Genomic DNA, 22,064 nt, shown 5'->3' with positions numbered 1-22,064 from the left:
CCCTGGACTTGTTTCAGGGTCCATCTTGCGGTTGGCCCGGTGATGGCGCGCAAGGCGAAACGGCGCGGCCTGGCTGCCCCATAGAGCTTTGGCCTGTGAGGAGAAATGGACCCTGAAACAAGTTCAGGGTGACGATTAACTGGGAGAATGAAAATCACTCCGACGGAACCTCACCGCTGACTCCTTCTCCAACTGCTGCAAGAACAGCGCTCAAGAAGCTATGGTCCGGGTCGGCCCGGACCTTAGACAGATGAAGCCGCCGAACAGGGCCATACTCGTCAGATCGCGGACCATCACCGGCCTTCCATCTTACAATCAGCGCTGCGTCCGCTCCTACTTTCCGCGCGATCTCGACGTGTCGTTTAGCGTTGCCTCGAAACGCGATTGTTGCAGTGAATCCATTTCTGCGAAGTTGCGTTGCTAATGCCTGAGCCTCGTCCAACAAGTCCGGATTGTCAGGTACTACAGCTATGAATGGCTGCGTATCAGCCCGCTCCCCCACCAGCATCGCCAGTCGCTCAATCCCCGCAGCCCAGCCCACCGCCGGCGTAGGTGCCCCACCAAGCGACTCCATCAGCCCGTCATAGCGACCACCGCCCAGAACGGTGCCCTGCGCGCCAAGCCGATCAGTGACGAATTCGAACGCGGTGTGGCGGTAGTAGTCGAGGCCGCGCACCAGGCTGGGCGCGCGGGTCCATTCGACGCCGGCGGCATCGAGCCCGCCGGTGACCTTGGCGAAGAATTCCTGCGCTTCTTCGCTCAGGAAGTCGTCGATCTTCGGCGCATCGGCCACAAACGCCTTGTCGCGCGGGTCCTTGCTGTCGAGGATGCGCAAGGGGTTCCGCTCCAGCCGGTCCTGTGAATCCTCGCTCAGCTGACCCTTCACGGCCCGGAAGTATTCGACCAGCGCTGCCCGCCAGGCGTCGCGGCTCGCGGCATCGCCCAGAGTGTTGAGCATCAGCGTCACCCCATCGGCAATGCCCAGTTCCTTGAGCAGCTGATCCGCCATGACCAGCAGCTCGACATCGGCCTGCGGCTCGCCCGCGCCGATGATTTCGGCGTCGAGCTGGTGGAACTGGCGGTAGCGGCCCTTTTGCGGGCGCTCGTACCGGAACAGCGGGCCGTGCGTCGCAACTTTCAGCGGCGCGTGCTGCTGCCAGCCGTTGGTCAGGAACGCGCGGCAGATCCCGGCGGTGAATTCGGGCCGCAGGGTTAGCGATTCGCCGCCGCGATCCTCGAACGAGTACATTTCCTTAGAAACCACATCGGTGGTCTCGCCGATGCTGCGCGAGAACACCTCGGTCTTTTCGAACACCGGCATCTCGATCCGGCGGAACCGGTAGAGCTTGCGGACGCGCTCGAAGGTCTCGACGACATGCGCGAAAGCCTCGGCATCGGGGCCGAAGATGTCCTGGGTGCCACGGATCGCTTGCGGAGTGTTGCTCATGGCGCTCGCCCCTAGCTTGTATGGGCTTTGTCGAAAAGGGTGCAGGCGAATCTTGCGTGCGCACCGCCTTGCCGCCAGAACCGGTGCCCATGAAAAGAACGACAGGGATCGCACTTGCCCTGGCCGTGCTCGCAATGGGCGCGCCAGCAATCTCCGCCACGCTCTCCGCGCCGAGCGCCGTGCCGCTGTCGCGGCAGGTGCCCGATGCCGCCGATCTGCCCTATCCGGGCGGAACGATGCGGCTGGATATCGACGCAACCGATGTCAGCCGCGGTATCTACCGCGTCACCCAGACCGTCCCGGTCGCACCCGGCACCCGGCGGCTGACCCTGCTGATGCCGCAGTGGCTGCCCGGCAACCACGGCCCGCGCGGGCCGCTGGCCGAGCTGGTCGACCTCCAGTTCTTCGCCGGCGACCAGCAGCTGACCTGGAAGCGCGATCCGATTGAGGTCTATGCCTTCCACGTCGATGTTCCGGCCGGGGCCAAGGCAGTGACCGCCAAATATATCCACACCAGCCCGCTGCAAGCGAGTGAGGGCCGGATCACCATGACGCAGGAAATGCTCAACCTGCAGTGGGAGAAGATGAGCCTTTACCCGGCCGGGCATTATGTCCGGCAGATCCGGGTGATCCCCTCAGTCACGATTCCGCAGGGCTGGACCGCCGCGGTCGCACTCGATGGCCTGCAACAGCAGGGCAACAAGCTGAGCTGGGCCGAAACCAGCTATGAGATCCTGGTCGATTCGCCGATCTTTGCTGGCAAGTATTTCCGCAAATGGGACCTGGGCCAGAACGTCACGCTCAATGTCGTGGCCGACAAGCCCGAACAGCTCAATGCCACCGCCGCGCAGATCGAGCCGCATCGCCACCTCGTCACCGAAGCCCGGCTGGCGTTTGGCGCGAATCATTTCGACCGCTACGAATTCCTCCTCGCGCTGACCGACCGGATGGGCGGGATCGGGCTGGAGCATCACCGTTCGAGCGAGAACCAGCTGGAGCCCGGCGCTTTCCTCGAGTGGGACAAGTACGAGTTCGACCGCAACCTGCTGCCGCACGAATATGCCCATTCGTGGGCCGGCAAGTACCGCCGCCCCGCGCGGATGTGGACGCCCGACTATCGCCAGCCGATGCAGGACGACCTGCTGTGGACCTACGAAGGCCAGGACCAGTTCTGGGGAACCGTGCTGGCCGCCCGCTCGGGCCTGCAGGGCAAGGACATAGTGCTGGGGATGCTGGCCAGCTGGGCGGGGAACTTTTCGACTCAGCCGGGGCGGCGCTGGCGCTCGGTCGAGGATACCGGCCACGATCCGGTGTTCGCCGCGCGCAAGGCCAAGCCATTTGCCTCGCTGTCGCGAAGCGAGGACTATTACACCGAAGGCGCGCTGATCTGGCTGGAGATTGACCAGATCATCCGCGAACGGTCCGGCGGCAAGCGCAGCATCGACGATTTCGCCAAGCTGTTCTTCGGGATGAACCATGGCGATTACGGCCAGCTGCCGTTCGAGGTGGACGAGATTATCGCCAAGCTGAACGCGGTCGCTCCCTATGACTGGGCGCAGTTCATCGAGACGCGGATCAATACCCCCGGCCAGCCGGCCCCGGTGATGGGGATCGAAAAGGGCGGCTACCGCCTGGTCTGGCGGGACGAGCCCAACCCGTTCGACAAGGCCCGCTTCGCCGATGCCAAGGTCGTCAACCTGACCTATTCGCTGGGCGTGGTGCTCGACAAGGATGCCAAGGTTACTGCCACCCAGTGGGACAGCCCGGCCTTCAACGCCGGGGTGGTCTCCGGTGCCAAGATCGTCGCGGTCAATGGCGAGGCCTATGACGCCGACTTGCTGAAGAAGGCGATCACCGCGGGCAAAAGTGGCGCACCGATCGAACTGCTGTTACAACGCGGCAGCCGTTTCCAGACGGTCAGCATCGCCTATTCGGGCGGGCTGCGCTGGCCCTGGCTGGAGCGCGCCACTACTGCCAAGGCGCCAAACGGACTGGAGCTGCTGCTGATGCCTAAACGACCGCGAGCGAAGGGCAAATAGGGGATGGCCAAGGCCGGCCTTGCCATCGGCAACCGGATCGCTCCGCCCCGCTTCGTCCTGTGCGTTGCGTTGTTGCCGCTGGGGTTCTGGCTGTGGCGGCTGATCGATCCCCGAGCGAGTTGGCAGGACGCGCTAGCGATCGGGTTCGATCTGGCCGCAGCTATATTCCTGCTGTCGTTGCTGCCGCTGCTGCGCGGCTTCAGTGTTGCCGAGATGCGTCGCCATTCGGAACAGAACGACGCCAACCGCGGGCTGATCCTGCTGATCACGACCTTGCTGGCCGGAGTGGTCATGGCCGCGATCGCCGGTGAACTTGCGGCCGCGCGCACCGGTGAGCATGCTGCCATGGCCAAGCTGCTCGGAACCCTGGCGCTGGCCTGGCTGTTCGCCAATTCGGTCTTTGCCTTGCACTATGCCCACATGTTCTATTGCGGGGGCGAGGACAGCGACAAGCACCGCGGCGGGATCGAATTTCCGGGCAGCCCGCACCCCGATTATCGCGATTTCGCCTACTTTGCCTTCACCCTGGGCATGACCTTCCAGACATCGGACGTGCAGATCACCGCGCCCGAGGTGCGGCACCTGGTTCTGCTTCATTGCCTGGCGGCATTTGTCTTCAACATCGGGGTGATCGCCTTCACGATCAACGCACTGGGCTGAATTCCTGCCCGGTTCGACCTTCGTCGGTGTTGCAGTGCAGCATTATCCCGACTAAGGCGCGCCCATCATGCGTATTGAAAAGATCCCCGTCGGCGACAATCCGCCCGAGAGCCTCAACGTCATCATCGAAGTGCCGGTTGGCGGCGAACCGGTGAAGTACGAATTCGACAAGGAATCGGGCGCGCTGTTCGTCGACCGCATCCTCCATACCCCGATGCGCTATCCGGCCAATTACGGCTTCATCCCGCACACCCTGTCCGACGACGGCGACCCGCTCGACGCGCTGGTGATCGCGCGCTCACCGTTCGTTCCGGGCTGCGTGGTACGGGCCCGGCCGATCGGGGTACTCAACCTGGAAGACGAGCACGGCGGCGATGAAAAGCTGATCTGCGTTCCGGTCGATTCGACCTTCCCGTACTATTCCGACATCGGCGAGCAGAAGGATCTGCCCTCGATCGTGCTAGCGCAGATCGAGCACTTCTTCACCCACTACAAGGACCTGGAAAAGGAAAAGTGGGTCCGGATCGGCAAGTGGGGCGACGCCGAGGACGCCAAGCGGATCGTGCTGGAATGCATTGAGCGGTACAAGAACTCCACCACGAAGTAAGCGGATCGCCTATCTCCCCTCCCGCTCGCGGGAGGGGCCGGGGGGGCCTGTTAGATGCGCCTACCCCAACAGGCCCTCCCCTGACTCCTCCCGCAAGCGGGAGGGGAACTCAAGGGGTCTGGTCCGATGGGCAGACAGGCTTCAATCCCCCGCGATTGTCATCCCGTCGATGCGCAGGGTCGGCACGTTGATCGTGCGGTGCCATTCAAGGTCATTGGCAACCGACATCCGCGCGAACATGTCGATCAGGTTGCCGGCCACGGTGAATTCGGCGACCGGCCCGGCGATCTCACCCCTGACGATGCGATAGCCTGAGGCACCCCGGCTGTAGTCCCCGGTCACACCGTTGACGCCGTGACCGATCAGTTCGTTCACGAACACGCCTTCTTCGATATCCGCGATCAGTTCGGCCACGGTCGCACTGCCTGGTGCCAGTTGGACGTTGCTCGTGCTGACCCCCGGCGAACCGCCCGCCCCGCGCACGGCATGACCGGTCGGCGCCGCGCCGAGCTGGCGGGCTGCGGCGCTGTCCATCAGCCAGCCGGTCAGCCGTCCAGCTTCGACTAGCGCGCGCGGCGCGGTAGCCAGCCCTTCGCCGTCAAACGGGCGCGAGGACAGCCCGCGCACTAGTAAAGGATCATCGTGGATCGTGATGCTGGGAGCAAACACCTGCTCCCCGGCCATTTCGAGCAGGAAGCTGGAGCGCCGCGCTATCGCATTGCCGCTGATCGCTCCGCTCAGGTGCGAGATCAGCGTGCCGCCAACCCGCGGATCGAACACCACCGGCATCGGCCCGCTTTTGACCCGGCCCGGATCGAGCCGCCGTACCGCCCGTTCCCCCGCCAGCCGGCCCAGCTCTTCCAGCCCTGGCATGTCGGCCAGGTGCCGAGCCATGCGCCAGGCATAGTCGCGCTGCATGTTGCCGCCTTCACCGGCAATCGCCGTGGCGCTGATCCCGTGCATTGTCCCGCCGAACGAGCCGGCGAAGCCGTGGCTGGTGACCAGCGCGAAATTGCGCTGCGACAGGCTGGCATGGCCACCTTCGGAATTGGTCACCCCGGCGACGGCCCTGGCCGCATCCTCGATTTCCAGCGCCCGCTCGCGCAATTGGGCCGGGCTAAGTTCGGCCGGATCCAGCGAATCAAGGTCTGGAAAGGGACCCTTGGCGAGCAGCGCCGCGTCGGCGAGCCCGGCATACTGGTCTTCCGGTGCGGCGCGGGCCATGTCGACCGCGCGCGCCGCCAGCTCCTTAAGCGCCGCGTCGGACAGGTCGCTCGAACCGATCGAAGCGGACCGGCGTCCGACAAAGACCCGCAGGTCCAGATGCTCGCTTTCCGAACGCTCGACATCTTCCAGCGCCCCGAGCCGCACGGATACGCTCTCCGACGATGAACCCGAATAGACCGCATCGGCGGCATCGGCCCCGGCAGCGCGCGCGAAATCGATCAATGCGGCGGCGCGGTCCTGTGCGGCGGTGGGACTGAGCATGGGGCAAGCGACTCCTTCGGCAGAGCCGCCGATCTAGGGACTAACGATAGGAAAGCAATCAGGCGAGCAGGCGCGCCATGCCAAAGAAGACGCCGGAAACGACGAACGGCAGGCCCAGCGTCAGCGCCCAGAGCCAGACCTGATCGCGGCGGTAATAGGACGCGAACTGCGGATCTGCGGCCTGTTCGTCGCTGAGCCGGTTCCAGCGCTTTTCAAAGCGGCGACAAGCCGGAATGATCGCGGCGACCAGCATGATCAGCGCAAAATAGGGCAGCAGCGAGCCGCCCTTCTTCTCGATCATGCCCATCGTGACGAAAATCTGGAGACCGGTATAGACCAGCAAGGCATAGGCGATATTGTCGCTCATCCGCTTGCGCCAATCGAGCGGTTTGCCTGCCCGCGCTGCCCAATGTGCGACGCCGTGCCATGCCTTAGCCATGGTCATTCCCTTTTCAGTTCCCCTCGGAGACCGAGTAGAACACCGAAGGGGCGTTCGATCAAGCCCCGTTAAGCATTGTCTGCGAGGAAGGCATTGCGGCGGGTCATGCACAAAGCCTGCCAAATCGACCAATGACGCTTGCGGGCCGTCCGAAGCCTGCGTAGATCGGGGACCATGAGCGAAGTCCAGCATCTCGTCGCGCCGAATACCGCCGCCATGCAGCCGATCCCGCAAGGCGGACTGGAAGTGATCTCGATCGCCAAAAGCTATGACAAGCGCGCGGTGCTGACCGACATTTCGCTGTCGGTCGGCAAGGGCGAAGTGCTCGGCCTGCTCGGCCCCAACGGCGCGGGCAAGACCACCTGCTTCTATTCGATCATGGGCCTGGTAAAGCCCGACAGCGGCCGAATCCTGATGGACGGGGTCGATGTGACCACGCTGCCGATGTATCGCCGGGCGATCCTGGGGCTGGGCTATCTGCCGCAGGAAACCAGCATCTTTCGCGGGATGACGGTCGAGCAGAACATCGCCTGCGTGCTCGAACTGGCAGAGCCGGACCCCGCGACCCGGGCCAGCGAGCTGCAGCGCCTGCTCGATGAATTCGGGCTCGACCGGCTCCGTTCGAGCCCGGCCATGGCACTTTCCGGCGGCGAACGCCGCCGCTGCGAGATCGCCCGGGCGCTGGCCGCCAACCCCTCGATCATGTTGCTCGACGAACCCTTCGCCGGGATCGATCCGCTCTCGATCAGCGACATCCGCGATCTGGTCCGGGATCTGAAGGATCGCGGGATCGGCGTGCTGATCACCGATCACAATGTCCGCGAAACGCTCGACATCGTTGACCGGGCCTGCATCATCTATGGCGGACAGGTGCTGTTCGCCGGAAGTCCCGAGGAACTGGTCGCGGACGAGAACGTGCGGCGGCTCTACCTGGGCGAAGGGTTTACTTTATGAGTGCTTTGTTCGGTCAACCTGCGGTTGACCTCGCACCACTCACCACCCCGCACCCCCGGCCCAACCACCCGTTCATGGCACCCTGTGGGTGGTTGGGCCGGGGGTGCGGGGTGGTGAGTGGTGCCAGCCTCAGCGAAAGCTGAGGCGGACCTGGCACAATGGCCCTCGGCCCGCGCCTCGATTTACGGCAATCGCAATCACTGGTGATGACGCCCCAGCTTCAGCAGGCGATCAAGCTGCTGGCGCTGTCGAACCTAGAGATCGAGGCCTTCATTGGCGAAGCGCTCGAAGCCAATCCGCTGCTCGACATCGGCGGCGGCGTCCCGGCCGACCCTGTCGGCGAGGCAGTTCCGCCCGACGATGCCCGTCGCACCACGCTCGAATCTTCTCCCGCTGACCAGCTGATCGCCGAAGGCAGGGCCGAGGACGACCGACCGCTCGACATCGATGCCTCCGCGCTTGATCGGGATCGCGACACCGGGGATTGGAGCGCGGAATTCCGCATGAGCGGCGGCGAGCAAGGTCCGGGGATCGACGAGCGCGGCGATCACGCCGCCACTCTGGCCGAACATCTCCACGCCCAGATCGGCGCGATCAGCCGCGATCCGCGCCTGGCCTTCATCGCCCGGCACATCGCCAGCGAGCTCGACGATGCCGGCTATCTCGGTGCGACATGCCGCGAACTGGCGCAGGAACTGTCGGTTGACGAGGACGAGGTCGAAGATGCCCTGGCGCTGGTCCAGTCGCTCGACCCCACCGGCGTCGGCGCCCGCAGCCTGGGCGAATGCCTGGCGCTCCAGGCGCGCGAGGCGGACCGCTATGACCCATGCATGGCCCGGCTGCTGGACAATCTTGAGCTGCTGGCGCGCGGCGAACTGCCCAGGCTCAAGCGGATGTGCGGAGTCGATGATGAAGACTTTGCCGATATGCTGGCGGAACTGCGCGGCTATGATCCCAAGCCGGGGCTGCGCTTTTCGAGCGGTGGCGGCGATCCGGTAACGCCCGATATCCTGATCATGCCGCGTGCCGATGGCGGCTGGGACCTGCAGCTTAACCAGGCCACCTTGCCCAAGCTGGTGGTCAACCGCAGCTACTATGTCGAGATGCGCGGGTCCTGCGATGACAAGACCGCACGCGGCTGGCTGTCAGACAAGCTGGCCGATGCCAACTGGCTGGTAAAGGCGCTCGACCAGCGGGCCAAAACGATCCTCAAGGTCGCCAGCGAAGTGGTGAAGCAGCAGGACGGCTTCTTCCAGCACGGAGTCTCGCACCTCAAGCCCCTGACGCTGCGCACGGTGGCCGATGCCATCGAGATGCACGAATCGACCGTCAGCCGGGTGACCAGCAACAAGTACCTGTCTTGCCCGCGCGGGACCTTTGAGCTGAAGTACTTTTTCACCTCGGGCGTCGGCGCGGTCGATGGCGAAGGCGGTGCGTCGGCCTCGGCAGTCAAGGCGGCGATCAAGACACTGATCGATGCAGAAGATCCCAAGGCAATCCTGTCCGACGATACCCTGGTCGACCTGCTGAAGGAAAAAGGCTTCGATCTCGCCCGGCGCACCGTAGCCAAATACCGCGAGGCCATCGGGCTCGGTTCTTCGGTGCAGCGGCGACGCCAGAAAGCGCTGGCGGGCGTGCGCTGAGTTGCTTGGCTGACCCCGGTCCTGACACCGCGTGTTCTTTTGGCGCTGCGGAGGGTGGCTTGATCCTAGCCCTAAACTCTTGGCGCGCTGCGTAAATAGGCCTCGACTTCGAAGGAAAAATTGCGAGAGCATCACTTCACAATGGATGACGCAATGACTTTGACGGTCCCCGTTTCGCTTCGCTGGCTGGGTGACAAGCCGCTGGTGGCCATGGCCCGGATCGACGTGGCGGCGCTGGACCGAACCTTTTGGGACGAATGCACCAAAGGCGCTCGCGTCCACGAGATTGTCGCGCTGGACGACATGGCGATCGTGCCCAATCGTCCCCGGCTCTCGGGCCAGATTTTCCATATGACCCGGTGCGGATCGACGGCCTTGTTGAAGCAATTCGCCGCGCTCGATCGGACGGCCGTTCTCAGCGAGCCGATGATCTTTCTGGAACTGCTAGGCCAAGAGCTGCCCGACCAGGGCCTGGCTGCTTTGCGCACCGAAAAGTTGATGGCGCTGTTCGAAGCCGCGTTCGAACCTCTGGCAACACGTCTGGTGGTCAAATGGCCCACCCTGCTGTGCCGCTACGCCAGCATCCTGCAGCAAGCTTTTCCGGCTGCGCCAGCCGTGTTCATTCACCGCAATCCGATCGAAGTCCTGGCTTCGATCGAGGCGCGGCCGCTGGGCAATGTTGACAATATGGCCGCCAAATGGCGCAGCGCACCACAGGCCGAGGCACCCGCTGCGGCGGAATCGCAGCTGGCCGGGGTGGCGCAGCTGCTTGGTGCAAACTGCCGCTGGTTGACCCGCACAGCCGGCCTGCGCTCTGTCGATTACCAGCGCCTGCCCGAAGCCGGCTGGCAGCATGTTGCGCCTCATTTCAAGCTGGAGCTTGCCCCAACAGACATCGAGCGGATGATGCTGGCATCGCGTTTCGATGCCAAGCAGCCAAGCGCGCTGTATGAAAACGATTCAGCCCCCAAGCAGCGTGCCGCCTCGGCCAACGCGCGGCACTTGGCCGAAACGTTGATTGGCCCGGGGCTGGAACTGGCCCTAGGGGTCGCATCGCCCTTGTAAGCTTGGCGTGAGCTTGCGCTGCGCGATGCTAAAGCATCAGGAGCTTCCACACGCAGTTTAAGCGCCAATCAACCCAGGTGGATCAACCCAACGCTGTGTGCCGCGTTACGAACGCTGGCAGTCCGGGAAAGGATTGCCGCCGACGTCGGCACCGCCTCCCGGCTGGGCATGGGTCTCTTCGACCGTGAGATCCGAAATCTCGGGCTCAATCCAAGTCTTGATTTGATCGCTGACCTGCATCCTAGATCTCCAAATACAATTGAACCAGCCACGCCAAACAACGCCGATGGCAGAGCGCCGCGAAAGAACCCCGCGCTCCTACCCGTTCAGAGAGCAAATTGTCAACTGAGTTGGACCAGCCAATGGGAGGTCCAGTTTTTCCGGCCTTGGCACCGACAGTAGTCGCTGTCACCGTTCTGGCAGGTCATACCTGTTATGGAGTCATTCTCTTTGTCAGCGTCGATAGCCCCGTCCAAGTTCACTTGGCAGGCTCCGAAATTTGCCTAGTTTTCCTGCCATGGCATTTGCAGATTGGGTCAATCGCTCACTGCCGAAAATTCGCTATATTCAATCATACATTTCGCTGACTGAGCCGCTGGACCGGCGCTGAATTGCACGAAGGGGCTGCTCAAGCCTCCAGCTCGATGTCCCAGTAGAGCCAGTCACGCCAGGTTTCGTGCAGGTAATTGGGCGGAAAACCGCGGCCGCGTTCCTGCAGCTGCCAGCAGGTCGGGCGGATCGGCTGTAACAGCAGCGGCATATGGGCCTGCTGCGGGGTACGGCCACCCTTCTTAAGGTTGCACGGCGCGCAGGCGGTAGTAACGTTTTCCCAGCTGGTCCGCCCGCCGAGCCGGCGCGGGATCACGTGATCGAAGGTCAACTGGTGCGGGCTGCCGCAATACTGGCAGCAGAACCGGTCACGCAGGAACAGGTTGAAGCGGGTGAAGGCCGGATGCTCGCTGGGTTTCACATACTGGCGCAGCGCGATCACGCTGGGGATCGGCATGGTCCAGCTGGGCGAGTGAACCTCGCGCGCATAGCTGGCGACGATATCGACCCGTTCGAGGAACACCGCCTTGATCGCGGTCTGCCACGGCCACAGGCTGAGCGGGTAGTAGCTGAGCGGGGTATAGTCGGCGTTGAGCACCAATGCGGGACAATCGGCCAGATGCCGCGAGGGATCTCCCTCGGCGCTGCGGAACCGGGCCGCGCGCTCGATCAGCTCCGACTTGAGCATGGCTCCGTGTAATTTGTGGCAATGGCAGATCTGTGACAGCGCATGGGGATAGAGAGCATGGCGAGACTTGGCGCGTCAAGCCTTGGTGCTGTGTGCAATCCACAGTAGGGGAAAGGGGTTCACGCAGAGGCGCAGAGAAGAAGAGGAGGCGCAGAGCTGTTACTTCTTGCCGCAGGCATTTCCTGCGTAGCGGACCTTGCGCCACGCGCAGCCTTTGAAGTTGGCTGCGGCTTCGCCGCCAGCGCCACGCCTCTGCGCCTCTTTTCTTCCTTTGCGATCTCTGCGTGAACCCAATTCAGCACTGGTCCCAAACACCGCCTTGACGATAGAAGCCCAGAGGTGACCCGGACACGCTTTGCCCCCAGCCCCAACGGCCTGCTGCACCTGGGCCACGCCTATGCAGCAATTCTCGCGCATGACCTAGCGCGAGCGCAGGGCGGCGAGTTCCTGGTGCGGATTGAGGATATCGACGCCGCCCGCAGCCGGGCCGAGCTGGTGCCGGAGATTCTGGCCGATCTCGCCTGGCTGGGACTCAGCTGGGACGGACCGGTGCTCCACCAGTCCAGCCGGCTGGCCGCCTATGCGGAAGCAGGCGAGCGGCTCAAGGCCTTGGGGCTGCTCTATCCCTGCCAGTGCACCCGGGCCGAGATCCAGGCCGCCGCGACCGCATCGGGGCCGGACGGTCCGCTCTATCCCGGCACCTGCCGCGGCCGCGCGGTCGATCCTCACGGGGCCGCCTGGCGGATCGACATGGCCCGCGCGGCGGAACTGGCAGGGCCGCTGGAATGGACCGACGTGCTGGCCGGTCCGCAGCGCGCCGCTCCCCTGGCGTTCGGCGATGTCGTGCTACTGCGCAAGGAGGCCCCGGCGAGCTATCACCTCGCCGCCACGCTCGACGATGCGCACCAGGCGATAAGCCTGGTCGTGCGCGGACAGGACCTGTTCCAATCGACACATGTCCACCGTCTGCTCCAGGCGCTATTAGGGTTGCCGGTGCCGGTCTGGCATCATCATCCCCTGCTGGTTGAACCGGATGGACGCAAGCTGGCCAAGCGGCGCGGATCGCCCGGGCTGCGCGAATTGCGGCTGGCCGGGGTAGACGGCGCGGAACTGGCCCAGGCCTTGCGGGGCGGGCGCTTCCCCGCTGGCATTTCGCTGGGGGCAGGAGTAGGAGACGCTTCATGAACTGGTTTCTCGGCCTTGTGATCGCGGCACTGATGGTGCTGACCCTCGTTACCCTGATCCGCGGGATCGTGGCCTTTCTGGCGACGACCAAGGCAGAGCTAGAGCGCCCCGAAGGCAGCGGGCCGAGCGAAACGCAGCTGCTGCAGAACAAGATGATGTTCCGCCGGATCTTCTACCAGGCGGCAGCGATCCTGGTGGTCGCGGTGCTGCTGTTCGCTAACCAGAAGTAAGGGCGGGGTCCCTTGGTCAAGCTCAACAAGATCTACACCCGCACGGGTGACGATGGCACCACCGGGCTGGTCGACGGCACCCGCCGGGCCAAGCACGATGCCCGGATGGAAGCGATCGGCGCGGTCGACGAGGCGAACAGCGCGGTCGGCTTTGCCGTCGCGGCGCTGGACGGAGCGGATGCAAGCCGCGCCGCGCTGGTCCGGATCCAGAACGACCTGTTCGATCTGGGCGCGGACCTGGCCACCCCGGGCAGCGATTTCACCCCGTCCGAAATGGTTCTGCGGATCGTTCCGGCCCAGGCCGACTGGATCGAGCAGCAGATCGATGCGCTCAATGACACCATGACCCCGCTGACCAGCTTCATCCTGCCCGGCGGAAGCGAGGCTGCGGCCCGGGTCCACCTCGCCCGCGCCGAAGTGCGCAGGGCCGAGCGGGCGATGACCGCACTGGGTGAAGCCGAACCGGTCAATCCGGCGGCGCTTGCCTATGTCAACCGCCTGTCCGACTACCTGTTCGTGCTGGCCCGGGCGATCAACGCCGGCGGCTCTGGCGATGTGCTGTGGGTACCGGGACAGAATCGCTAGCATTGCCGCTGCTTCATCGCTAACCAGCCGCACTTGCTGCAAGTGCGAAGGGAATGGGCAATGCGGATCGTCGGGATCATCGGGGCGGGGCAGATGGGTTCGGGGATTGCCCAGACCGTAGCCCAGAACGGCATCAAGGTGCTGCTTTGCGACGTTGATATTGCCCTCGCCGAAAAGGCCCGCGCCGGGATCGACAAGGCGCTGGTCCGTCTGGTCAGCCGTGACAAGATCACCCCGGCCGAGGCCGAAAGCGCTCTCGCCCGGATAACCCCGGTGGCCGACTATGCCCCGATGGCCGAGGCCGACCTGATAATCGAGGCCGCGACCGAAAAGGAAGAGATCAAGCGCAAGATCTTCGAAAGCGCCGGCAAGGTGCTGCGCGGCGATGCGATCATGGCTTCCAACACCAGCTCGATCCCGATCACCCGGATGGCGACCAGTTCGCCCGATCCCAAGCGCTTCATCGGCCTGCATTTCTTCAATCCGGTGCCGGTGATGGGCCTGATCGAAGTGATCCCGGGGCTGGCGACCGCGCCAGAAACCGTCGCCAGGACCCGCGCCTTTGCCGAAAGCCTGGGCAAGCAGGTGGTGCTGGCCGAGGACGAGCCCGGCTTCGTGGTCAACCGGATCCTGCTGCCGATGATCAACGAGGCGGTCTTCGTGCTGGGCCAGGGTACCGCCAACATCGCCGATATCGACAAGGGCTGCCGGCTGGGCCTAAACCACCCGATGGGCCCGCTGGAACTGGCCGATTTCGTCGGGCTTGATACCTGCCTCGATATCGTCCGGGTGCTTTACAACACCACCGGCGACAGCAAGTACCGCCCGGCCCCGCTGCTGGTGAAATATGTCGAAGCCGGCTGGCTCGGCCGCAAGACCGGGCGCGGCTTTTACGACTATTCGGGCGAGGCGCCGGTCCCGACGCGTTAGCAGTCAGCGGGCTTTCGTCGGCACCAATTCGCGCAAGTCGGTCTTGAGCAGCTTGCCGATGTGGCTGCGCGGCATTTCAGCGATGGCATAGAGTTCCGCGACCCGCTGGGTCTTGCCGAGGCGGCTGTTGGCGACGCTGCGGATGTCTTCCAGCGCGTCTTCGCTCACGCCCGGCTTCAATACCACGAAGCCGACCGGAGTTTCACCCCAGGCCTCGCTTGGAACCCCGACTACGGCGGCTTCGACCACCCGCTCGTCCTTGGCCAGTTCGGCTTCGAGGTCGATCGGGAAGATGTTGAACCCGCCCGAAATGATCACGTCCTTGGTCCGCCCGACCAGCTCGACAAAGCCGTCGGCGTCGACCCGGCCGATGTCGCCCATCCGCTGCCAGGTCGATCCGTCCTCGGGGTTGATCCAATAGCCTTCGCGGGTCTTTTCGGGCTGGTTCTTGTAACCCAGCATCATGGTCGGCGAGATTCCAACCAGTTCTCCGGGCGTGCCGGGCGGCACTTCCTTCAGGTTCTCGTCGATCACTTTCAGGAAGTGCCCGGGGGCCGGCTTGCCGACGGTGTGGAGCTTGTCGGGGTGTTCGTGGACCGGGAAGATGCAGGCGACGCCGCCTTCGGTCATGCCATAGATTTCGATCAGCCCGCCCGGCATCCGCTTCAGCACTTCGGCCTTGAGATCGGCCGGGAAGGGCGCAGAGGTGCAGTATTTCATCCGCATCGCCGAAAGGTCGTAGTCGTCGAAATGCTCGAACTGCATCAGCCGGCGGTACTGGACCGGAACCAGCATGGTGTGGGTGCACTGTTCGGCCGAGGCCCGCTCCAGCCATTTCTGGACGTCGAACTTGCCCATCAGGCTGGCGCAGCCGCCCGAATACATCGTCGGCAGAAACACCGCCATGGTGGTGTTCGAATAGAGCGGGGTCGAACAGATCGTCCGGCTATCCTGCCCATAGTTGAGTGCGGCGCGGAAGGTCATCTGCCGCCAGCGCATTCCGTGGCTGTGGACGATGCCCTTGGGGATCCCGGTGGTGCCGCTGGAATAGATGATATTGAACGGGTCCTTTTCGGCCGGTTCGAACGGTGCGGCCTTGGTCCCCTCCGAGGCCATGAAGGTGTCCAGCTCTTCATCCAGCACGATCTGGTGCGCGACCGGCAGCTTGAAATCGCCCAGTTCGTTCAATTTGGCGCGATCGATGAACAAGTGGATCGCGCCCGAATCCGCTGCCATTCCGGCCAGCTGATCGGGGCTGGCGCTGGTGGTTAGCGGCGCGGCGCAGCCCCCAGCACGGATCGCGGCGAGATAGATCAGCGCATAGTTGACGCTGGTGGTGCCAAGGATCGCCACCGACTGCCCGCGTTCCAGCCCGTCAGCCTGAAGCCGCGCCGCGATCCGCTCGACCCGGGCGGCAGTCTCGCGCCACGAGAGCTCGGTGGTGCCGTCATAGAGCGCTGGAGCATCACCGCGCCATGCGCCCCAGGCCGCGATCAGGCCGGGGAAAGAGCCGAATTCGGCATCGAGCTGCGCGGCGGGATCGCTGGCCATGGACTATTATCTCTCTCCGGTGGAATCGTTATGTCCCGCTTTGCGCAACCGATCCGGCCCTGTCCAGAGCGGTGGACCTTACCGGAGCGTTACAAGGCCAGTTGCAAAATACACAACGACTGTTCCGGCCTTTGCACTGGCAATCTCTACTAGAATGCTTATGTTGCAAATGCGAACTGAGTTCGCCAATGCAAACAGGAGAAACCCCATGCGTAGCATCGTTCTGATGGTGCTGCCGATCTTCGCCGCTGCTTCGCTTAGCGGACTGATGTTCACCGCCACGCTTGCCTAAGCGCAGCGGATCGGCAGACCTCCACAACAGCAAAGGGCCGCGAGAGTCATGCTCTCGCGGCCCTTTGTCTTGTTAGGCTTGCCTATCCGGCCAGGCCCTTGATCAGGTCGAAGATGTAGTCCCTGCCTTCGTACAGCGATCGCACCCCGATCCGTTCATTGAGGCCGTGGGTGCCATTGCCATCGGGATCGCGCCACAGGCCCGGAATGCCGTAGACCGGGATCCCGACCGCGCTGAGGAACAGCCCGTCGGTTGCGCCGGTCGACATCGTCGGCACCACCGGGACGCCGGGGAAATGCCTTGCCGCCACCCGCTCCATCGGCCCGATAATCCGGGGATCGAGCGGCGGCTGCTTGGCGATCGGCCGGTTCCGCACGGTCTGTTCAATCTTGATCAGCGGATTGCCGATAACCGCCTCCAGCGCGGCCTGGACCTGGTCCGAGCTGTTGCCCGGGAAGATCCGGCAGTTGACGTTGGCCGTCACCCGCTGCGGTAGCGCGTTGCGGGCGTGGCCGCCATCGACCATCGTCGCAACGCAAGTGGTGCGCAGCATCGAATTCATCGACTTGTCGCGGCTGACGATCGCCTCTGCCGCCTTGTCGGTCGGATTGGCCGCCAGCGCGGCCATTGCCTGCCCGGTCTCGCCAGGGAACAGCGGTGCCGCCTTGGCGAAATAGCTGCGTGTGGTGTCGTTGAACTGCAACGGGAAAGTATGGTCGCGGACCTTGAGGACCGCTTCGCTCATCGCATAGATCGCATTGTCGCGGACCGGGGTGGAGCTGTGCCCGCCGGGATTGGTCACGGTCAGGGTATAGTCCTGATAGGCCTTCTCGCCGACCTGCACCGTCTGGACCAGCAGCTTGCCCTGGCCGTCGCCGCGCCCGCCACCGCCTTCGTTGATCGCGAATTCGGCATCGATCAGCTCGCGCCGGTTGGCCGCCAGCCATTCCGCCCCGTTGAAGGCGCCGCCAGTTTCCTCGCCGCAGGTCAGCGCCAGCTTGATCGTCCGCTTGGGCTTGTAACCGGTCTTGGCGAAGCGGATCAGTGCGTCGGTATAGATCGCGGCCTGGGCCTTGTCGTCATAGGCGCCGCGGGCATAGAAATAGCCGTTCTCTTCCAACAGGGTGAAGGGATCGCGCTCCCAATCGGCGCGGTTGGCCTCAACCACGTCGATATGGGCCAGCATCAGCATCGGCTTCAGCGTTTTGGATGTGCCGGGATAGAGCACCACCAGCCCGCCTTCGCGCGGCTTTTCCGGGACCGAGAACAGGGTGATCTGATCATCCTTGATCCCTGCCGCCTTGAGCCGCGCCGCCATCCGTTCCGCCGCCAGGGTGCAGCTGCCGACCGACAGGGTGGTGTTGGTTTCGACCAGTTCCTTGTAGAGGCCGCGGAATTCGAGCTGGTCCGGACGTGGGCCGGTACCTTGCGCCATGGCACCGCCGGCCAGCAGGCTGGCGGCAAGCGCCGCAAAAGTGAGCGTCTTCATCCGGGTTCTCCCTGTCGTGATTGCGCGCAATCAAGCAGGATTTCCCTGTGGATGGAAGGGGGCATTCAGGGTTCCGAAACGGCCCGACAATGCCTATATACTGGGCATGAGCGACAACCCTGAATCCACGAACGAAAACGTCCCCAACGCCAACGCCTATGGCGCCGACCAGATCAAGGTTCTCAAGGGCCTCGATGCGGTCCGCAAACGCCCCGGCATGTACATCGGCGATACCGACGACGGTTCGGGCCTGCACCATATGGTGTTCGAGGTTTCGGATAATGCGATCGACGAGGCGCTGGCCGGCCACTGCGACCTGGTGCTGATCGAGCTCAACCCCGATGGTTCGGTTTCGGTGGAAGACAACGGGCGCGGGATCCCGACCGGGATCCACCAGGAAGAGGGCGTCTCGGCCGCCGAGGTGATCATGACCCAGCTCCACGCCGGCGGGAAGTTCGAGAACACTTCGGACGACAACGCCTACAAGGTGTCCGGCGGGCTTCACGGGGTCGGCGTCTCGGTGGTCAATGCGCTGTCGGAATGGCTCGAACTGACGATCTGGCGCGACGGTGAAGAGCACTGGATGAAGTTCGCCCACGGCGATGCGGTTGAATCGCTGCGCGTGGTCGGTCCGGCACCGGCGGGCAAGAAGGGGACCCGCGTCACCTTCCTCGCCAGCACCGAAACCTTCAAGAATGTGACCGAGTTCGACTTCGAAAAGCTGGAGCACCGCTACCGCGAGCTGGCCTTCCTCAACTCCGGCGTGCGAATTCTGCTACGCGACAAGCGCCATGAAGAGGTCAAGGAGCACGACCTCTACTACGAGGGCGGGATCGCGGCCTTCGTGAAATGGCTCGATCGCAACAAGCAGGCGCTGCTGCCCGATCCGATCGCGATTTCGTCCGAACGCGACGGGATCGGGATCGACGTGGCGCTGGAATGGAACGATTCGTACTACGAAAACGTCCTCTGCTTCACCAACAACATCCCGCAGCGCGATGGCGGCACGCACCTTGCCGCATTCCGCGCCGCGCTGACCCGCACGCTCAACAGCTATGCGGAAAAGTCCGGGCTGATGAAGAAGGAAAAGGTTTCGCTGACCGGCGAGGACATGCGCGAGGGGCTGACCGCGATCGTCTCGGTCAAGCTGCCCGATCCCAAGTTCTCGTCGCAGACCAAGGACAAGCTGGTCTCATCTGAAGTGCGCCAGCCGCTCGAAAGCCTGATGGCCGACAAGATGAGCGAATGGCTGGAAGAGAACCCGGCCTATGCCAAGCAGGTCGTTGGCAAGATCATCGACGCCGCCGCCGCCCGCGAAGCCGCGCGCCGTGCCCGCGAACTGACCCGGCGCAAGGGGGCGATGGATATCGCCAGCCTGCCCGGCAAGCTGGCCGATTGCCAGGAACGCGATCCGGCGCTGTGCGAACTGTTCTTGGTCGAAGGTGACTCCGCCGGCGGCTCGGCCAAGCAGGGTCGTGACCGCAAGATCCAGGCGATCCTGCCGCTGCGCGGCAAGATCCTCAACGTAGAGCGCGCGCGGTTTGACCGGATCATCTCGTCGAAGGAAGTCGGCACCCTGATCCAGGCGATGGGCACGGGGCTGCGTGACGAGTTCAACCTCGAAAAGCTGCGCTATCACAAGATCGTGATCATGACCGACGCCGACGTCGACGGCGCGCATATCCGCACGCTGCTGCTCACCTTCTTCCACCGCCAGATGCCGGAGATCATCAAGGCCGGTCACCTGTTCATCGCCCAGCCGCCGCTTTACAAGGTCAGCAAGGGCCGCAGCGAGGTCTACCTGAAAGACAATGCCGCGCTTGATCGCTATCTGGTCGAAGCGGGCCTCGCCGGGCGGGTGCTTGAAACCGCGCGCGGCGCGCGCAGCGGGCAGGACCTCGAAGCGATGGTTGAACACGCGATGCGGATGCGTTCGCTGATGGCCTTTGTCAGCCGCCGCTATGAACCCGCCGTGGTCGAAGCCATGGCTCTGGTCGGAGCGCTGGAACAGGACCTTTCGAAGGCCGAACTGCTGACCCGGCTCGAACTCGCTGCCTCGCGGATGGCGCTGAGCGATCCCGAAGCGCGCTGGAGCGCCCAGATCGAGGACGATGGAACGGTCCGGTTTGACCGGGTCTGGCGCGGGGTCACCGACGTGCGCCGGATCGAGACCGGCTTCCTGACCAGCGCCGAGGCCCGCAAGTTGGCCCGGCTGGCCGCCGAACAGGCCGATTCCTACACCGGCACCGCTCGCCTGGTCCGCGCCTCGGCAGCGGCCGAGGAAGTGGTCGAGAGCGAAACCGGCGAAGACGATGCCGAGGCCGCACCGGCCCGGGCGCTCAGCGCCGATGGGGCGATCGGCGGACCGACCGCGCTGCTCGATGCGGTGCTGGCCGCGGGGCGCAAGGGTCTGGCGATCCAGCGTTACAAGGGGCTGGGTGAAATGAACGCCGAGCAATTGTGGGAAACCACGCTCGATCCCGACGTCCGCTCGTTGCTGCAGGTCAAGGTCGAGGATGCCGACGTCACCGACGAGATCTTCACCCGCCTGATGGGCGACGTGGTCGAGCCCCGCCGTGACTTCATCCAGGAAAACGCGCTCAACGTCGCCAACCTCGACGTTTAGAATCAGGCGCGGGCAGAGCGGGCGATGGTCGCGATCTTGGCGCTGCTGGGGGTTTGTTTCGCGGGATTGTGGTTAGCGCTGGTAGGTCTGCTTTGCGCCGCATCGCCGGCTCGTGCACTGCAGTACTTATCCAGGATGGGCAGCACTTGGCCGATCAATTTGGCTGAGTTGGTGCCTCGCGGGCTGATCGGTCTTGCAACGGTAGTCCATGCACCCGCTAGCAAGGCGCCAACTGAATTCTTCGTTGTCGGCTGCTTTCTGGCTGTCAGTGCTTTGGCTATCCTCGCCGTACCGCGCGCGCGTCATCATGCCTTTGCCATGGCCGCGTCGCAGCGCATTCCGGCTTGGACAGTGCGATGGTTGATCAGCCCAATATCTATCACGGCGGGCATCGTTCTGATCTGGGCGGCGTTATAGCAAATCTATTCCGTCACCGGCTCCGGGAAAAAGCGGGCGATAACGTCGCGGGCCAGCCGCGCCGGGCGCAGGGTTTCGGCATCGACGCAGCACCAGCTCGATTTGACTTCGGCCAGCACTTCCTCGCCGCGGCGGATCACCGTTTCGTAAAAGGCGCGCGCGCCCTGGACCTTCTCGAGCAGGACCGTGGCAATCACCTCGTCACCCAGAAAAGTCGGGCGGCGATAGGTAATCTCGTGCTTCAGCGCGACCCACAGGTGCGCCGCCACCGCTTCGGTCGGGGCCAGGCTACGCCAATGGTCTATCACCGCATCCTGCACCCATTTGAGGTAGGACGCGTTGTTGACATGACCCATGAAATCGATGTCGGCGGGATCGATCCCGATCGGGAAGAAATGGGGAAGCGGAGTATTCACATCGCTGTAAATAGCAGTTTCGGTTCGACCTGACCAGCAGACTGCGCCGAAAGGACAGGAATTTCAGGCAGCTCTCAGCCCGCTGATCGCCTTGGCCCCGCGATCCGTAGCGAAAAGCCCGTCGAACACGGCATCGATGATCCGTGCCAGCTTGTCGGTGCTGAGCTTGGGCATCAGGTAGGCCATTGCCCCGATGTTGACGTAAACGTTGACCATCTGATTGATCAGGCTGAGCGCCTCGTCAATTTCGAGCCCCGCAAAATGGCCTTCGGCCATGGCCTCACCGATGATTTCGGCCAGATAGTGATCGCCCAGATCGATATAGGATCGGACCAGTTCAAAGTTCTCGCTGCCCAGTTCGGCATAGGTGGCGAAGGCCAGCGGATCGCGTTCCCACTCGGCCTGCATCAGCGCGAAACGGCGGGCAAAGAATTCGAACATCTTGCGGCGGGCCGGCAAATCACTGGAAACGACCTCTTCCATGATTGCCACCTTGGGCTGGAACCAGTGGGCCGCTACCGCTTCGATCAGGGCCTCCTTGCTTTCGAAATAGCGATAGAAGCTGGCCGGCGACATTCCGGCGCGGGCGGCGATCTCGCTCATGGTCATGGCGCTCGATCCGCGCTCTTCGATCAGCGCGATCGCCAGTTCGACCAATTGCTGGCGTCCCGCGTCGATATCGGATTGCGGACGGGCCATGCTGAACTCCCCAGGGTGTTTCGGCATCATATAAATGCATCCGTGAAATTTTCAAGAAACCGTAT

The 22,064-nt window shown here is 63.8% G+C and carries 22 protein-coding genes; 13 read left to right on the top strand and 9 right to left on the bottom strand.

Translation table 11 applies throughout. The features are described 5' to 3' along the window. Positions 1–154: 154 nt before the first annotated feature. Positions 155–1,447, bottom strand: a complete 1,293-nt coding sequence (gene hisS, locus B2V17_RS09265) for a histidine--tRNA ligase (protein ID WP_292997067.1) — start codon at positions 1,445–1,447, stop codon at positions 155–157. 89 nt (positions 1,448–1,536) lie between these two features. Between hisS and B2V17_RS09260 the strand changes: the two genes are divergently transcribed. From B2V17_RS09260 to ppa, 3 genes are all read left to right on the top strand, one after another. Further along, positions 1,537–3,486: a M61 family metallopeptidase gene (locus B2V17_RS09260; protein ID WP_292997066.1), complete on the top strand. Its 1,950-nt coding sequence runs from the start codon at positions 1,537–1,539 to the stop codon at positions 3,484–3,486. Positions 3,487–3,489: 3 nt separating this feature from the next. After that, on the top strand, positions 3,490–4,146 hold the full coding sequence (locus B2V17_RS09255; protein WP_292997065.1) for a DUF1345 domain-containing protein: 657 nt from the start codon (positions 3,490–3,492) through the stop codon (positions 4,144–4,146). 67 nt (positions 4,147–4,213) lie between these two features. Next, the gene (ppa, locus tag B2V17_RS09250; protein WP_292997064.1) at positions 4,214–4,753 is read left to right on the top strand and encodes an inorganic diphosphatase; all 540 of its coding nucleotides are present in this window, start codon (positions 4,214–4,216) and stop codon (positions 4,751–4,753) included. A 141-nt stretch (positions 4,754–4,894) separates the two neighbouring features. On the opposite strand, the gene B2V17_RS09245 is transcribed toward ppa, so the two are convergent. Continuing rightward, positions 4,895–6,241, bottom strand: a complete 1,347-nt coding sequence (locus B2V17_RS09245; protein ID WP_292997063.1) for a TldD/PmbA family protein — start codon at positions 6,239–6,241, stop codon at positions 4,895–4,897. Between the two features lie 58 nt (positions 6,242–6,299). After that, on the bottom strand, positions 6,300–6,680 hold the full coding sequence (locus B2V17_RS09240; protein ID WP_292997062.1) for a hypothetical protein: 381 nt from the start codon (positions 6,678–6,680) through the stop codon (positions 6,300–6,302). Between the two features lie 174 nt (positions 6,681–6,854). On the opposite strand from B2V17_RS09240, the gene lptB reads away from it, so the two are divergent. The 3 genes from lptB (at position 6,855) to B2V17_RS09225 (ending at position 10,342) form a co-directional block, all read left to right on the top strand. Beyond that, a complete protein-coding gene (lptB, locus tag B2V17_RS09235; protein WP_292997061.1) occupies positions 6,855–7,634 on the top strand; it encodes an LPS export ABC transporter ATP-binding protein in 780 nt (259 codons plus the stop codon). Between the two features lie 158 nt (positions 7,635–7,792). After that, positions 7,793–9,277, top strand: a complete 1,485-nt coding sequence (rpoN, locus tag B2V17_RS09230; protein WP_292997060.1) for an RNA polymerase factor sigma-54 — start codon at positions 7,793–7,795, stop codon at positions 9,275–9,277. Positions 9,278–9,430: 153 nt separating this feature from the next. Further along, complete coding sequence (locus B2V17_RS09225) at positions 9,431–10,342, top strand: hypothetical protein (protein ID WP_292997059.1); 912 nt, start codon at positions 9,431–9,433, stop codon at positions 10,340–10,342. Positions 10,343–10,447: 105 nt separating this feature from the next. Here the strand turns inward: B2V17_RS09225 and B2V17_RS09220 are convergent, their stop codons facing one another. Next, positions 10,448–10,582: a hypothetical protein gene (locus B2V17_RS09220; RefSeq protein WP_292997058.1), complete on the bottom strand. Its 135-nt coding sequence runs from the start codon at positions 10,580–10,582 to the stop codon at positions 10,448–10,450. Between the two features lie 388 nt (positions 10,583–10,970). Beyond that, on the bottom strand, positions 10,971–11,579 hold the full coding sequence (locus B2V17_RS09215) for an HNH endonuclease (RefSeq protein WP_292997057.1): 609 nt from the start codon (positions 11,577–11,579) through the stop codon (positions 10,971–10,973). A gap of 339 nt (positions 11,580–11,918) precedes the next feature. Here B2V17_RS09215 and gluQRS point away from each other — a divergent pair, with 339 nt between their 5' ends. The 4 genes from gluQRS to B2V17_RS09195 are packed head-to-tail and all read left to right on the top strand — an operon-like array spanning position 11,919 to position 14,509. Beyond that, positions 11,919–12,764 carry a tRNA glutamyl-Q(34) synthetase GluQRS gene (gluQRS, locus tag B2V17_RS09210; protein WP_292997056.1) on the top strand — a complete coding sequence of 282 codons (846 nt, stop codon included), beginning with the start codon at positions 11,919–11,921 and terminating at the stop codon, positions 12,762–12,764. Then, complete coding sequence (locus B2V17_RS09205) at positions 12,761–12,994, top strand: HIG1 domain-containing protein (protein WP_292997055.1); 234 nt, start codon at positions 12,761–12,763, stop codon at positions 12,992–12,994. Before gluQRS ends, B2V17_RS09205 begins: the two co-directional genes overlap by 4 nt. Positions 12,995–13,006: 12 nt before the next feature. Next, positions 13,007–13,579, top strand: coding sequence for a cob(I)yrinic acid a,c-diamide adenosyltransferase (locus tag B2V17_RS09200; RefSeq protein ID WP_292997054.1), 573 nt, complete (start codon positions 13,007–13,009; stop codon positions 13,577–13,579). Between the two features lie 60 nt (positions 13,580–13,639). Beyond that, on the top strand, positions 13,640–14,509 hold the full coding sequence (locus B2V17_RS09195) for a 3-hydroxyacyl-CoA dehydrogenase NAD-binding domain-containing protein (protein ID WP_292997053.1): 870 nt from the start codon (positions 13,640–13,642) through the stop codon (positions 14,507–14,509). A gap of 3 nt (positions 14,510–14,512) precedes the next feature. On the opposite strand, the gene B2V17_RS09190 is transcribed toward B2V17_RS09195, so the two are convergent. Beyond that, positions 14,513–16,060 (bottom strand): class I adenylate-forming enzyme family protein, encoded by a 1,548-nt coding sequence (locus B2V17_RS09190; RefSeq protein WP_292997052.1) that lies wholly within the window; start codon positions 16,058–16,060, stop codon positions 14,513–14,515. Here B2V17_RS09190 and B2V17_RS09185 point away from each other — a divergent pair. Next, a complete protein-coding gene (locus B2V17_RS09185) occupies positions 16,059–16,352 on the top strand; it encodes a hypothetical protein (RefSeq protein WP_292997051.1) in 294 nt (97 codons plus the stop codon). The genes B2V17_RS09190 and B2V17_RS09185 overlap by 2 nt on opposite strands. A gap of 82 nt (positions 16,353–16,434) precedes the next feature. Here B2V17_RS09185 and B2V17_RS09180 read toward each other — a convergent pair whose 3' ends face one another. Continuing rightward, positions 16,435–17,841: a M20/M25/M40 family metallo-hydrolase gene (locus B2V17_RS09180; protein ID WP_292997050.1), complete on the bottom strand. Its 1,407-nt coding sequence runs from the start codon at positions 17,839–17,841 to the stop codon at positions 16,435–16,437. 106 nt (positions 17,842–17,947) lie between these two features. Between B2V17_RS09180 and gyrB the strand changes: the two genes are divergently transcribed. After that, positions 17,948–20,467 (top strand): DNA topoisomerase (ATP-hydrolyzing) subunit B, encoded by a 2,520-nt coding sequence (gyrB, locus tag B2V17_RS09175; protein ID WP_292997049.1) that lies wholly within the window; start codon positions 17,948–17,950, stop codon positions 20,465–20,467. Between the two features lie 24 nt (positions 20,468–20,491). Next, complete coding sequence (locus tag B2V17_RS09170) at positions 20,492–20,884, top strand: hypothetical protein (RefSeq protein WP_292997048.1); 393 nt, start codon at positions 20,492–20,494, stop codon at positions 20,882–20,884. A 5-nt stretch (positions 20,885–20,889) separates the two neighbouring features. Here the strand turns inward: B2V17_RS09170 and B2V17_RS09165 are convergent, their stop codons facing one another. Continuing rightward, the gene (locus B2V17_RS09165) at positions 20,890–21,300 is read right to left on the bottom strand and encodes an acyl-CoA thioesterase (protein WP_292997047.1); all 411 of its coding nucleotides are present in this window, start codon (positions 21,298–21,300) and stop codon (positions 20,890–20,892) included. Between the two features lie 63 nt (positions 21,301–21,363). Next, entirely contained in the window at positions 21,364–21,999 is a 636-nt protein-coding gene (locus B2V17_RS09160; RefSeq protein WP_292997046.1) for a TetR/AcrR family transcriptional regulator, read from the bottom strand. Between the last annotated feature and the right edge of the window lie 65 nt (positions 22,000–22,064).

The organism is Novosphingobium sp. UBA6272, from assembly GCF_002440635.1.
Classification (GTDB): Bacteria; Pseudomonadota; Alphaproteobacteria; order Sphingomonadales; family Sphingomonadaceae; genus Novosphingobium.
The sequence above is the reverse complement of the archived record's forward strand: the minus strand, read 5'-3'. Positions and strand labels throughout refer to the sequence as shown.